Origin of the sequence: Candidatus Ruthia magnifica str. Cm (Calyptogena magnifica), from assembly GCF_000015105.1 — a bacterium.
GTDB classification, from domain to species: domain Bacteria; phylum Pseudomonadota; class Gammaproteobacteria; order PS1; family Pseudothioglobaceae; genus Ruthia; species Ruthia magnifica.
The window spans coordinates 98680-112835 of record NC_008610.1 but is presented as its reverse complement, the minus strand read 5'-3'; the positions used below and the strand labels follow the sequence as shown (position 1 = coordinate 112835).

Here is a 14156-nt window from a genome sequence, read left to right as displayed (position 1 = left end):
AAATAGATGATAACCTTAAAAAGGGTGATATTAATTTATTACTAGAATTTAGAGAAACTACACATTTAACGTGTAAAGTAATACGCTTTTATAAAACAATTGGGTGCTTAAAAAATCGACATTATTATCCTAGACCCACATCAAATACCAAATGTCATTTAACAACAAGTGCTTAAAATAGGGGTAGAATTATGAGTGATTCAAATGATAAAATTAACCAAATTATGTTTTTTTTAACAAAGAGGATTTGCTGGTAAAAAGCCTAGTTGTAGGCTTATTCTCTCAAGAAAATTTAAATACTAAGTGATAAAAAAATACCTTACAAGCGCCTGAAGGCATGGATAGATTTAGAATCTTTTATGTTTAAATTTTCATACTGAGGGTACGTTTATGGATAAATTATTACTAATTTTCCTCAAGTAATCTGGCGAAATCCAAAAAACTGCAATTGATAATTTACATCGATTAGAGCTATTAATACTGACAATTGGATAGATACGTAACCATTGCGTAATAAATTGGTACACGAATATGTAGATAATACCACACAATTACTTATCCACTTGTTTCTAAATAAAGAATTTTTTTGAATTAAGTCAAAGTTTTACAAACCTTAAACATATTTAAGAAAATTGTTAGTTTATAAAGTATAATCATTAGTTTTTTATTGTAGGAAACATTTTTTATGAAAAATGCTTTTTATGCACAATCAGGTGGTGTAACTGCTGTAATTAATGCATCAGCTTGTGGCGTGATTGAAACAGTACGTAAACATCCAGATAAAATCGGCACGATATATGCAGGTCAAAATGGTATTATTGGCGCGTTAACTGAAAATTTAATTGATACTTCTAAAGAATCTAATGCTGATATTAAAGCCTTAAAACATACCCCTTCTGGTGGCTTTGGCTCTTGTCGTTATAAGATGAAATCTTTAGAGACAAACAAAGCTGAATACGAAAGATTGATCGAAGTCTTTAAAGAATATGATGTTGGTTATTTCTTTTACAATGGCGGTGGTGATTCAGCAGATACTTGCTTAAAGGTATCTCAATTATCTAAATCAATGGGCTACCCAATTCAGGCGATTCATGTGCCTAAAACAGTGGATAATGATTTGCCAATTACAGATAATTGCCCTGGCTTTGGCTCGGTTGCTAAATATATTGCTGTTTCTATTATGGAAGCCAGTTTTGACGTCGCCTCAATGGCAGCAACTTCAACTAAAATTTTTGTCCTTGAAGTCATGGGTCGTCATGCGGGTTGGATTGCAGCAGCAGGGGGATTGGTTGATAATTCAATTCCTGTGGTGATTTTATTCCCAGAAGTTGATTTTGATGAAAAGAAATTTTTAGCTAAAGTTAACAAAAACGTCAAAGAATTTAATTACTGCACAATCGTTGTATCCGAAGGTGCAAAATGGCCAGATGGCTGTTTCCTGGCAGAACAAGGCACTCATGATGACTTTGGTAATGCACAACTTGGTGGTGCAGCACCTGTTGTTGCTAATTTAATCAAAGATACCTTGGGTTATAAATACCACTGGGCAGTTGCAGATTACTTGCAACGTGCTGCTCGTCACTTAGCCTCAAAATCCGATGTTGAACAAGCTTATGCATTAGGTGTAGCAGCTGTTAACATGGCACTTGAAGGTAAAAATTCAGTCATGCCTACCATTATTCGAACTTCAAATAATCCCTACACTTGGGAGATTGGCTCAGGTGAGTTAAAAGATGTCGCTAACGTTGAAAAAATGATGCCCATGAATTACATTTCTAACGATGGTTTTGGTATTACTGACGCTTGCCGTGAATATTTACAACCACTTATCGAAGGTGAAGACTATCCACCATACAAAAATGGCTTGCCTGATTATGTGGTGATGAAAAAAATAATGACGGATAAAAAATTACCCACATTCGAAATTTAGGTATTACTACAAGGAGCCAAGGTCTCTTTTTTAACAAAAAAATATTAAATAAAACAGACAAGGAGAAAAAATGAACATAATTTTATTAGGCCCTCCGGGCGCAGGCAAAGGCACTCAAGCAACTAACATTTGTCAAAAGTATTCAATCCCCCAAATATCAACTGGCGATATGCTGCGTGAAGCTGTTAAAGCAGACACACCATTAGGCATTGAAGCCAAAAAAGTTATGGATGTAGGTGGTTTAATTTCTGATGATATTATTATCGGTTTGGTTAAAGAAAGAATCCAGGAAAATGATTGTAAAAATGGCTTTTTATTTGATGGCTTTCCACGCACAATCGTTCAAGCAGAAGCTTTGAAAACGGATGGTGTTAAAATTGACTTTGTGGTTGAAATTCAAGTTCCATATGAAGATATTATTGCCCGCATGTCTGGTCGTCGTGCTCACTTAACATCAGGTCGCACTTATCACATTGTCTATAATCCACCCAAGGTTGAAGGCATTGATGATATTACTGGCGAAGAACTAATACAACGTACGGACGATGCTGAAGATACGGTGCGTGCACGTCTAAACATCTATCATAAGCAAACCAAACCATTGGTTGATTATTATCAATCTTGGATGAATAAAAATAGTGATGCCCCTAAATATGGCGCAGTTGTTGGCGTAGGCACTCTTGACGAAGTTAGAGATCGTGTTTACGCACAACTAAATTAAGCAATTTAATCTCTTTGAATAAATTTAGTACAAGAGAAATTAACATTCCCTTTCGTCCCATTCTTTTAGATGTGTCATAGGAAATAAAACCTAACAATTTTTTTAAACTCGCCTGAAAATCTTCAAGATTTAACTCAAAATAACGGCTATTAAGCAAACAATAAAGAAAAGAATATTCATTTTTGGAAAGAGTATAATTAATTATTGCAGTTTTTATCCAAATGTTAAGAAGAAACTCTAATGTTCCAGTCATTTGTTGCTAGTAAACCCACATTTAAGCAGCCTACTTATCGCAATGATGAAAATAGACTCATTGTTACCATTTTTACAAAATTCAATTGGTAACAACTTTTAACCGTCGTAATTAACCATATCCAAGACGTTTTAAGCTTATGAAAGCCAACCACTCCCTCATTAAAAAACTACTTAAACTTAGATCTCGCTTAATTGAAATAGATTTAGGTCATGGTATTAAAACCAAATATTGGAACAAGAACTAGCACTCAATAATTGACATAAACCGATTCTATTAAATTATTAGATTATCCCCTTACTATACAGGCAATTATTAACTATAATCAATCCTGAAGAAAATTTGCACACAACCAAAAGGAGAAAATAAAATAATGGATACAATTCTTATCCTTGCCATTTCGGCATCAATTATCGCTGTTTTATACGGTCTATTTACAATTATTTGGATTAACAAACAACCTGCAGGTAGTGACAAAATGAAAGAAATTTCAGATGCAATTACACAAGGTGCAAATGCTTACCTAAATCGTCAATATTCAACCATTGCCATAGTAGGTGTTGTTTTGCTTATCATCATTACTTACTTTTTAGGCGTTACCATTGGTCTTGGATTTTTAGTTGGTGCAGTATTGTCAGGTGTAACAGGCTACATCGGCATGAACGTATCAGTTAAATCTAATTCTCGCACAGCGCAAGCAGCCAATAACGGCATGAATACTGCTTTTCAAGTTGCTTTTAAAGGTGGCGCTGTTACAGGTATGTTGGTTGTTGGTTTGGCACTATTGGGTGTTTCTGGTTACTACGCCGGTATGATTGAATATGGTGTTGCACAAAAAGACGCATTGCACGCTCTTATTGGTCTTGCATTTGGCGGCTCACTCATTTCAATTTTCGCACGTTTAGGTGGTGGCATATTCACTAAAGGTGCTGATGTTGGTGCTGACATTGTTGGTAAAGTTGAAGCTGGAATTCCAGAAGACGATCCGCGCAATCCTGCAGTTATAGCTGACAACGTTGGTGACAACGTTGGTGATTGTGCAGGCATGGCTGCTGACTTATTTGAAACTTACGCGGTGACTATTGTTGCAACTATGATGCTTGCAGGCGTTCTAGGCTTGGGCGATAATGCTATTTTGTATCCACTGGCTTTAGGTGCAGCTTCAATTATTACCTCTATTGTAGGTACTTTTTTTGTTAAAGTCTCCGATAATGGTTCTATCATGGGCGCTCTATATAAAGGCTTAATCGCCTCAGCAGGCATGGCTGCGATTGCTTTTTATTTTATCACCAATCACATGAATATGGAAATAAATTTATTCTACGCATCACTCATTGGTTTAGTGCTAACAGCTGTTATGGTTGTGATAACAGAATATTACACATCAACTGAATATAGCCCTGTGCAACATGTTGCCGAAGCATCACTCACAGGTGATGGTACTAACGTTATTGCCGGTATTGGCTTGAGTATGAAATCTACCTCCCTTCCTGTACTTGCAGTATGCTCAAGTATTTGGGGTGCGTATGAACTGGGTGGCTTATACGCCATTGCAATTGCAGCAACGGCTATGCTATCAATGACAGGTGTTATTGTCGCACTTGATGCTTACGGCCCAATTACGGACAATGCAGGTGGTATCGCGGAAATGGCCGAACTTCCAGAAAAAATTCGTAAAATTACTGATCCTCTAGATGCCGTTGGCAACACCACTAAGGCGGTAACCAAAGGTTATGCAATTGCTTCTGCCGGCTTAGCGACATTGGTATTGTTTGCTGACTTTACTAATGAATTACGTACTATTGAGCAATTCAAAGATATTGCATTTGACTTATCTAACCATAAAGTAATCATTGGTTTATTCTTAGGTGGTTTAGTGCCTTATTTATTTGGTGCAATGGCAATGGAGGCTGTTGGTCGTGCTGCAGGCGATATTGTCAATGAAGTTCGTCGTCAATTTAGAGAAATTCCAGATATTATGAATTACACACAAAAACCTGATTATTCTAAAGCGGTTGATATGCTGACCAAATCTGCCATTAAAGAAATGATATTACCTTCTATTCTACCAATTGCATTTCCAGTTATCGTTGGCTTGCTATTAGGCGCTGAAGCACTAGGCGGGTTACTAATCGGTTCTATCGTAACGGGTATTTTTGTTGCAATCTCAATGACCACGGGTGGTGGCGCATGGGACAACGCTAAAAAATATATCGAAGACGGTCACTTTGGTGGTAAAGGCTCAGATACTCATAAAGCTGCTGTTACTGGTGATACAGTGGGCGACCCATACAAAGATACAGCAGGTCCTGCTATTAATCCATTAATTAAGATTATTAACATTGTTGCAATTATGATTATTCCTTTTCTGTAACAATCAATTGATCCATTAAAATTGAGAATGATTGATTCTTTTTCTACGTCTGAAGCAATATAAATAACCAAAAGGGAAATCCATTATACTTTTTTATAAGCATTATTTTTGAATATGTAAACCTAAATCTTTGATATTTTTACTTAGCATAAAATCCGCTTGTACTTTTAATAATTTATTCGCACATTCGTACAAATCGTTATATTCAGGAACGCCAGTGTCAAAACGCTGATCAGTCAAATAATAAAAGAAACTTTTGTAGGAAAATACACCAATTTTTAAAATAATAAAAGTTGAGTTTTCATCTTCCCAAACAACCGCTGGGGTAAACGTTGATTCGTCTTCACCTTCTTTGGTAATTTCAATATTAGCTAAATTAGCCTCAATTTTCTCTTTTCTCCAACGACGATCAACCGCACTTTGAATGGTCTTTATTTCTAATTCTGTAAAGTCAATACTCATAATTAATGCACTGTTAATAATTGTTCTATATCTGATTGCTTCTCTATCATGCCGCCCGCTTCTATTTCTTCATCCGTTGCATCACGCACTAAAAGAATTTCAAGCAAAAACTTAACTTCACGGCCACAAAGCAGATTATTACCATCAATGGTGACTGTTTTATCATCTACCTTAGTTACTAAAAATTCCTTAGAGTCTCCCTTGGAATTTTCCATAACAACTTTGGCACCGATTTTTTGATATTCTAGTGGAACGTTTTCAATTTTATCAATAAAAACTAAAGTTTCGTCACGAGATCCATAGATTTTTTCTACATCAATGTTAACTTCAAGGATATCGCCTTGCTTTCTGCCTTCTAGCTCAGAAATAACTTGTTTACCTAGTGTATCATTAACACCGTGCACATAGCCGACTGGATACTCAATTTCTGAAAAGACATTGCCTGTTTTTTTATCAATAACTTTATAGATAAGCTCAACATATTTAGCTTCTTGAATAACATTATTCACAACTTTTAAAAAATTGTTGTGCCAAAAATCTTAACCACATCATCTTCATAACCAAGTACAAGCCTTCCTAAGTATTCACCTTCTTTTTTAGAGTGAGTTTGCTTATACAATACAGTCACATACTGACCACGACGGATCATACCCAAATATCCTGCATTTTTCTCAAGACCCTTAGTTAGTTCACTACGAGCAAATTGTTTTCCCATTTCAATTTCATTGGCACCACGCAAAAAATCCTCTGAAAAATGACGACTAAAAGCGCCGTAATTACTATTATTAGAATATTTAACTAAGTCATCCCACATTGGGCTCGCAATTGCTAAAATCTCCTCATCTGTTTTATCAATAATATTCATTTATCCACCAATACTCCAATAAAACGTTTTTTCTTAAAATATACAATAGATAAAAATTTAAACTAAATCTCTATTTTTCATCTTTTTCACCAACTAAATGGTAACAAGGCGCCTTCTCTAATGTATATTTACCAGTAACACGATCACGATGAGACACTGTCAATACATGCCAGTTTTTATCATCTAATTTCATAGCGTCACCACGATAATAGTAACCAGGCCAGCGAGTTTCTTTACGGAACAAGGTATGCTGAGTCACACATTCAGAAGTGCGATGGCGGTGTCTTAACTCCCACCCACGCATCAACTGATGAAAATCTTCTGCACCAATGTGCTCTAAATCTTCTTCTAAAATAGCTAATTTCTTCAAGCCTATATTAAGCAATTTGTCGTTAGTTACATAAGAAACAGTAACACCACCACAATATTCATCCATAAGCTTTTGCAAACGTTGTAATCCACTCATTGGCAAAATGTAACTTGGCGATACTGTGCCAGCAACAATTTCATTACGACCAATTGTATAATTTTCTAAAGGTTTAAAGATTTGTTCTTTACGCTCAGCAATTTGCTTGTCAGATACTCTAATCCCTTCTGCTTTACCGTCATCAATGTACTTACAAGCCGCTTTAGCGGCCAAACGACCCTCGGTAAATGAGCCTGATGAGAATGCATGTGGCGTACCACCAACAGTATCACCTGCACCAAACAAACCGTCTACTGTTGTCATACGATTATAACCCCAAAAATATTCATCAGGAGAGACGTCCTCAGGACCTGAACACCATGCACCGCAACCAGTGGCATGTGAGCCCATTACATATGGCTCAGACGTTGTTAATTCAGGATTTTCGTATTTAGGATCAACGTCTGTTGCCGCCCAGAGTACTGCTTGACCAACCGTCATACCTAAGAAGTTTTCCCAACCAACTTCTTCTAAATGAGGGTCTTGAAATGCCTCCATTGTTACCATGTGAATTGGACCACGACCAGCATTTACCTCACTGATAAATGCATGATTACGCAAACAAGTTGGAATTGGCTTATGAGACAAATGCTGACCCTCTGTATCTAGATATTCTTTACCTACCATTTTCGATAGTGCTGGGAACCATTTAGATTCATACTCGTCACCATAGCCATTTTGAGTATAGGTTTTAAGATGTAAGAAATATGCGCCAACAGGGCCATAACCATCTTTAAACCTAGCAAGAACGATACGGTTCTCCATTTGTGTCATCTTCGCACCAGCTTCAATTAGTAAGCCATATGCAGACCCAGAAGACCATGGCGCATACCATACACGACCCATACCTTCGCCCACTGAACGAGGCTTAAAGATATTAGACGCACCACCAGCACCAACAATAGTAGTCTTAGACTTAAATACATGATAATTACCAGTACGAACGTTAAAACCAACAGCGCCAGCAATACGATTTTCTTGTGCGTCATCCATTAGCAAATGGGTAACCATAATACGGTTGTAAACTTTATCAACTTGCTTAGTTGCAGCTTCAGCAACAATAGGCTTATATGATTCACCGTGAATCATAATCTGCCAACGACCTTCACGCATGTAAGCACCAATGTCTTCTCTTTTAGGATCCTTCATCAATGGAAGGCCCCATTCTTCAAACTTATGCACTGCAGAGTCAACATGGCGAGCCATGTCAAACAGCAAGTCTTCACGAACTATACCCATTAAATCCATACGCGCATAACGCACGTGGTCTTCAGGATTATTCTCACCGAAACGAGTGCCCATATAACAGTTAATCGCGTATAAACCTTGAGCAACAGCACCTGAACGGTTAATATTTGCTTTTTCTGCAATGATAATTTTTTTATTACGACCCCAATATCTAGCCTCATAAGCGGCACCTGTACCACCTAAACCAGCACCAACAACTAAAATATCAATATTGTCTTCTACAATTGTTTTAATACCCATTAGTAGTACACTCCTTCTTTAAATTTCAAACCGTTAGATTCTAACGTATGAATATCACCATCATCCATACGAATATATTTAGGCTCAAATGCCAATAACTGCGAGTTACGCATGTCGTCACTAGGCTCAGGCTCATTTCTAAAATCAGGAATCTTGGTTCCCCATGGTTGAGTCGTAATTGGCGATAAAAAGTTCTTGACACGACCGTCACGAAACTTAACTCTCCATGCAATGGTGCCCTTCTCTTCATCACGAATAACGCGAACGCTGTGTCCTAGTGGTGCAAAATCTGCATAACCACGAACATCAATTGCCTGATGTGGACATGCCTTAACACACGAATAACACTCCCAACACATGTTTGGTTCAATATTATAAGCACGACGATATTTATCATCAATGTGCATAATGTTAGATGGGCAGATATCTACACAATGTCCACAACCATCACAACGAGTCATATATACAAAAGTTGGCATATTTATTTTCCTCTCTTCTTATTTAATTAATTTAGTAGTGCTTAGGCGCTTCACGCTTAATACCAAGACCCATATTCATCGGTGCATCTTTTAGAAGCCCCATAGAATGTCTATTTTGTTGCCATACGTCGTCTCTTGTCTCGTGAGGCAAGTTCTCGTTTGTACCATTAGCTTTGATAATACGCCTATTGTATGCAGCAGCAGGTTTGAAGAACATATGAGAAAATTTAGACCAATATACGCCACCAAATAGAAACGTAGTAGAAAAAAGAACTAAGATAAACCACACACCAATACCACCACCGTAGATATTCCAACCTAGTGCAGTTACTGAAGTTGCCATTAATGATAAACTAAACATATCTCTTTTAAGAATAATTTTTGTCCACGAATAACCTTCTGCTTGGCTATCTACTTTGAAGCCAAACCAATACCAAAATGTACCAATAAATAACATGATTGCGCCAACATTCCATACTTGCGCTAATACCTGAGTTTCTTGTGTACCAAAAATAATGATTGCAGTTGAGGCATTAAAGAAAATGAAACCCCACATAGTTAAAATATGTACAAATCTACGAAGCCCATTGCTAAATTCACCAGCTGTTACAACGTCCACTACAACTGTACTTGCTAATATATTTACTTTATCGCCAGCGCTTAATACCTTAAGTCTGTCTTCTTCTTTGCCCAATGAACATGGCGCATCACCTGCAGCTAAATCTTTGTCAGCCTTTGCCGCTGTATTGAAAAAGTAAGTTGCACTTTTCTTATGTAGCAAATCTAATGCCGTCATAACAACCACTAGGGCAATCATGATGATGACATATATTTGCATGTCTACGTATGAAATACCTTCTACTAATAAACTAGTAATTGGTGTTGAATTGATGTCGATCATTGGTTTCTCTCCTTAAGTTAAATCACTCTCATTCTAAATTTGCCAATTTTCTTCAATTAGCAACCTTACAAATATTTTTTGCCTTAACGCTCGATGAAGTTTCGTCAAAATCCGACTCATTATACTTACATAAAACTTTTGTGACAATCAAAAAATCCTTAATTTCTCAAGATATCTTGATTATAGGAATAATTTATTATTTTGCTGAGTGTCCGTTCAGCTTAATTTCTACTTTATCTTCATCCTTAATACCCGCATAATAAGCTTGTAAAACTTTAGCCACTTCAGGTCGAGAAAAAGTCTCTGGCAAATCTTCACTATCAGAAAGCATCTTACGAACTTTAGTGCCTGAAAGCAGTGCACGATCTTCTGCACTATGAGGACAGGTTTTCATTGAAGACATGCCACCACATTTATGACACCAAAATGTCCAATCAATCTTTAGCGCTTTTGTCATCAGCGCATCATCAGCAATTTCATCAAAGATGTTATGCGCATCAAATGGGCCGTAATAATCATCAATACCAGCATGGTCACGACCAACAATCAGGTGTGAACAACCATAGTTTTGTCTGAATAATGCATGTAATAATGCCTCACGAGGACCTGCATAACGCATGTCTAATGGGTAGCCAGATTGTAGAATAGTATTATCTACAAAATAGTTTTCGATTAATACTGAAATTGCTTCTGAACGCACATTAGCAGGAATATCACCGGCTTTAAGATTACCTAATACTGAGTGAATCATAACGCCATCACAAACCTCCACTGCAATCTTAACCAAGTATTCATGTGAACGATGCATTGGATTACGTGTTTGAAATGCTGCAACTGTTTTCCAGCCTTTGTCATCAAAATAAGCACGAGTCTCCATAGGCGTCATGTATAAACTACTATACTTTTCAGGAAAACCACCATCTGACAATACTTTAATAGATCCAGCAAGATTATATTTGCCTTGAGCCATTACCATGACAACCCCTGGATGCTCTATTTCAGTTGTTTTATAAACGGTATTGCACTCATGGGTCTTATCAATTGAATACTTTTCACTGATGACCATGGTTGCGATAATTTCATCCGTTTCACCATTGACCAAGGCAACTTCATCCCCCTGGTTAACTCCTTCATTATCAGTAGATAATGTAATAGGAATTGGCCAAAATAAACCACTTTCTATGGTCATATTATCACAAACACTCTGCCAATCTGCCTTACCCATAAAGCCTTCTAACGGTGTAAAACCGCCAACCCCCATCATAATGATATCACCCTCTTCCCTTGAAGAGCAGTTAATTTTTGGTAGTAATTTTGCTCTTTCTAACTCAACTGTTAAAGCATTACCCTCTAGTGCTAGAGACTTTAATGTGTCACTTCCATGTGGTGGGACCAATTTTGTCATGTTTTAATCCTATTTTAAACATAAAACCAAAAATTATACACACTGTCATTTTTGACCATATTGTTCTATGGGGATATTCATATATATCCATATAGATATATGGGTTAAAAATATCTATATAGAAGTAATGAAGAATAACTACATTTAAAGTTTAATTTTAAATCGAACTCTTTGTGTGCCGTCTTTTGACATACTAGTAATTATTTTATCATTCTTAATATCATAATCAAGCGTATCACCACTGAAAAAATCAACCCCTTGAACTAGGTGCGCTTTGCCTTTAAGATGTACAAGTTCTTGTTTGGTTAAATAAGTTATATTAAGTGCTTGTGCTTCTATAAAGCGAGACTGGTTTGATTGATTTTGTTGGTAATGCGCAGGTTGTTTATAGGTGCCTTTGGCAATAATTTTAATAACCTCTTGTTGATTGCTAAATAATTGTATGATTTCAGCATTTAACATAAAAGAGCCTTGAGTAATACTAGCCTTGCCCACGTAAGTACTTATTTTCTTTTTTTCATCAATCACAACCATACTGGCACTAACTTCGATAGGCTTATAATTGTCAATTACTAAAGCGATTGCATAACCAGACAGCGCTAATAAACATATTAAAAGAACTTTACTCATAGCGCCCAACCACACCACCAGTCAATCTAATTTTTTGCTCAATCACATCATAATTCATACCAAAAGCATGAATATCGACAATTTTAGATTGATAATGTATTTTTTCCTTGGTTCGGTAAACTTCTAAACCATCTGACTGATCAATAGTTAAATTTTTAGTAAAAATTTTAGAGCCAGAATCTTGTACAATTTTCACCTTGCCTAATAATTGTATCACTTGCTTTTGTCTATTCATCATATCAACGCCATTGGCATAGATTATATTTTTCTTAGCTAGATAAGTGGTTTTATTATTTGAATAGTAATGTTTCTGACCTTTAGATTGGTTGATATACAAATCTTTGGTTAATATTTGTTGTCCGTTACCTTGATTAATTTTAGTACGACCTATTAATCTCATTGTATCATCCTTAGCATACATACGCATGCCTTGAGCAATGATCTTGACATTTTTACCCAAATAAGTCACTTGTTTTTTGCTTATCAAGTCACTTGTTTTAATACCTACCAATAATTCTTCTGTATTTACTTTATGACTAAGTCCATTGCTAGATTGGATACTCACTTCACCTTTAAATTTAATCTCACCTCTATCAGTATAGTGAGCGCATTTAGATTTTAGCACATAGTCTTTAAGGCCATTTTCATCATAAAATATTACTTCTGGTTCTATTAACAATGCTGGAGAATTTTTAAAACTAAAATAGCTTTTGGCTTTAACAAAATGTGATAATTGTACTTTAGCATCAAACTCTTGCAAGGAAAAATTATGAATTTTTTCAAGATAAACCTTTCCTTTATAGGTGGTTTTATTTTGTATTAACGAGATTTTTTTTTTATTCTCTGGTATGAAAAATGAAGACAATAATAACTCTATCAAAAGCCATATAACACCAATAATCACTATAATGGAAATTGTACTTAATAAATTAAGCCTTAACTGAAAACTAGCCATGGTGTTTAATAAAAAAATATCAAATATTTATGCCGTAACACCCAATACTTTTCTTAATTCTGCTTTAATAAAACGGGTCATTATTGAACATCAAATTAGTATACTCCAATATCGACATAAAATTAACGATGACAATATTAAACTCAAAGAAGCATATGCATTACGTCTTTTATGTTTGGAATATAATACTTTATTTATCATTAATGATGACATTAACCTAGCAGAAAAAATCCATGCTGATGGCGTGCATTTGGGCAAAGATGATGACTCAATACAACAAGCAAGACAGCAATTAGGCGATGCAGCTATTATTGGCATGTCTTGCTATGATAATATCGATTTAGCACTTCAAGCCCAAAATCAAGGCGCTAGTTATGTAGCCTTTGGTGCACTATTTGATTCCAACACCAAACCTAACGCACCATATTGTCCATTTAGTTTAATCACAAAAGTCAAAAAAATATTGAATATACCTATTGTTGGCATTGGTGGCATTGACCTTCATAACCAACAACAAGCATTTGATGCTGGCTGTGATGCAGTTGCAATGATTAACACTTTGTTTAAAAAACATCACTAGAAATTACCACTTCTTTCGTATGCATCTAGGTTAGTATACAATCCTAAATTTAAAGTCTAGTTTAATATCACCAATTTAATTTTTTGTTACTCCATTTTCTTAAATGGAAATTAAGTTTAAATCTTAAACAACTAAAAACGAACACAAGCACAACTTAGCTTGAGCTTCCATGCTTAAACTATTTAAGCCAAAGAGCCTTTCAATTGACTTGAATACAGTTAATAAACTTATTTACCTAAATAATAAGTTAGTTCTAAATGAGTCATCGGTTGTAGTAGCTCTTAATGACAAAAAATCATTAAGAGACTGTGGATTGTTGATTTCACTATTATCAAAAAAATATTGCAACATTTTATTCATCAAGTATTAGACACTAAAATTTTCTCACTTAGTACTAATGTTTCAATTTGTGTGCCTTGTGGTGCCATACAAGTAAACAGTCATACAATTAAAGAAAAATTGATGCTGGTGTAAAAAATGTATTTTTAATTGAAGAGTCTATCGCAGTAGCACTTGATGCTAGCATAAAAATTGAGCAATCGTCTGGACACATAATCATTGATGTTGGCAACAACCGAGATTGCAATTATGTCTTTGAATGATATTGTCTATGCAGATTCATTGCACATCAGTACAAGAACAGTTAA

Annotated in this window: 14 protein-coding genes; 5 read left to right on the top strand and 9 right to left on the bottom strand. The window is 35.7% G+C overall.

Features of this window, described 5'->3' with window-relative positions; translation table 11 throughout:
* Nucleotides 1-685: 685 nt before the first annotated feature.
* The 3 genes from RMAG_RS00515 to RMAG_RS00500 all read left to right on the top strand — a co-directional run bounded on the left by RMAG_RS00515 (nucleotide 686) and on the right by RMAG_RS00500 (nucleotide 5278).
* Nucleotides 686-1930 (top strand): 6-phosphofructokinase, encoded by a 1245-nt coding sequence (locus RMAG_RS00515; protein ID WP_011737519.1) that lies wholly within the window; start codon nucleotides 686-688, stop codon nucleotides 1928-1930.
* A gap of 70 nt (nucleotides 1931-2000) precedes the next feature.
* Entirely contained in the window at nucleotides 2001-2651 is a 651-nt protein-coding gene (gene adk, locus RMAG_RS00510) for an adenylate kinase (protein ID WP_011737518.1), read from the top strand.
* A 626-nt stretch (nucleotides 2652-3277) separates the two neighbouring features.
* A complete protein-coding gene (locus tag RMAG_RS00500) occupies nucleotides 3278-5278 on the top strand; it encodes a sodium-translocating pyrophosphatase (protein WP_011737517.1) in 2001 nt (666 codons plus the stop codon).
* A 102-nt stretch (nucleotides 5279-5380) separates the two neighbouring features.
* Here RMAG_RS00500 and RMAG_RS00495 read toward each other — a convergent pair whose 3' ends face one another.
* The 9 genes from RMAG_RS00495 to lptC all read right to left on the bottom strand — a co-directional run bounded on the left by RMAG_RS00495 (nucleotide 5381) and on the right by lptC (nucleotide 12929).
* Nucleotides 5381-5740: a hypothetical protein gene (locus RMAG_RS00495; RefSeq protein ID WP_011737516.1), complete on the bottom strand. Its 360-nt coding sequence runs from the start codon at nucleotides 5738-5740 to the stop codon at nucleotides 5381-5383.
* A gap of 2 nt (nucleotides 5741-5742) precedes the next feature.
* Nucleotides 5743-6249 carry an FKBP-type peptidyl-prolyl cis-trans isomerase gene (locus RMAG_RS00490; protein WP_011737515.1) on the bottom strand — a complete coding sequence of 169 codons (507 nt, stop codon included), beginning with the start codon at nucleotides 6247-6249 and terminating at the stop codon, nucleotides 5743-5745.
* A 5-nt stretch (nucleotides 6250-6254) separates the two neighbouring features.
* Complete coding sequence (locus tag RMAG_RS00485) at nucleotides 6255-6605, bottom strand: hypothetical protein (protein ID WP_011737514.1); 351 nt, start codon at nucleotides 6603-6605, stop codon at nucleotides 6255-6257.
* Nucleotides 6606-6675: 70 nt separating this feature from the next.
* Nucleotides 6676-8559 carry an adenylyl-sulfate reductase subunit alpha gene (gene aprA / locus RMAG_RS00480; protein ID WP_011737513.1) on the bottom strand — a complete coding sequence of 628 codons (1884 nt, stop codon included), beginning with the start codon at nucleotides 8557-8559 and terminating at the stop codon, nucleotides 6676-6678.
* Nucleotides 8559-9038: an adenylyl-sulfate reductase subunit beta gene (aprB, locus tag RMAG_RS00475; protein WP_011737512.1), complete on the bottom strand. Its 480-nt coding sequence runs from the start codon at nucleotides 9036-9038 to the stop codon at nucleotides 8559-8561. The genes aprA and aprB overlap by 1 nt, the downstream gene beginning before the upstream one ends.
* A gap of 31 nt (nucleotides 9039-9069) precedes the next feature.
* Nucleotides 9070-9939 carry a hypothetical protein gene (locus tag RMAG_RS00470; protein WP_011737511.1) on the bottom strand — a complete coding sequence of 290 codons (870 nt, stop codon included), beginning with the start codon at nucleotides 9937-9939 and terminating at the stop codon, nucleotides 9070-9072.
* A 196-nt stretch (nucleotides 9940-10135) separates the two neighbouring features.
* The gene (sat, locus tag RMAG_RS00465; protein WP_011737510.1) at nucleotides 10136-11344 is read right to left on the bottom strand and encodes a sulfate adenylyltransferase; all 1209 of its coding nucleotides are present in this window, start codon (nucleotides 11342-11344) and stop codon (nucleotides 10136-10138) included.
* Nucleotides 11345-11488: 144 nt separating this feature from the next.
* Nucleotides 11489-11974 (bottom strand): lipopolysaccharide transport periplasmic protein LptA, encoded by a 486-nt coding sequence (gene lptA / locus RMAG_RS00460; protein WP_011737509.1) that lies wholly within the window; start codon nucleotides 11972-11974, stop codon nucleotides 11489-11491.
* Nucleotides 11967-12929, bottom strand: a complete 963-nt coding sequence (lptC, locus tag RMAG_RS00455; protein WP_011737508.1) for an LPS export ABC transporter periplasmic protein LptC — start codon at nucleotides 12927-12929, stop codon at nucleotides 11967-11969. The genes lptA and lptC overlap by 8 nt, the downstream gene beginning before the upstream one ends.
* Here lptC and thiE point away from each other — a divergent pair.
* On the top strand, nucleotides 12928-13509 hold the full coding sequence (gene thiE, locus RMAG_RS00450) for a thiamine phosphate synthase (RefSeq protein WP_011737507.1): 582 nt from the start codon (nucleotides 12928-12930) through the stop codon (nucleotides 13507-13509). The genes lptC and thiE overlap by 2 nt on opposite strands.
* 458 nt (nucleotides 13510-13967) lie before the next feature.
* Nucleotides 13968-14111 carry a rod shape-determining protein gene (locus RMAG_RS06195; protein WP_148196312.1) on the top strand — a complete coding sequence of 48 codons (144 nt, stop codon included), beginning with the start codon at nucleotides 13968-13970 and terminating at the stop codon, nucleotides 14109-14111.
* The last annotated feature ends 45 nt before the right edge of the window (nucleotides 14112-14156 follow it).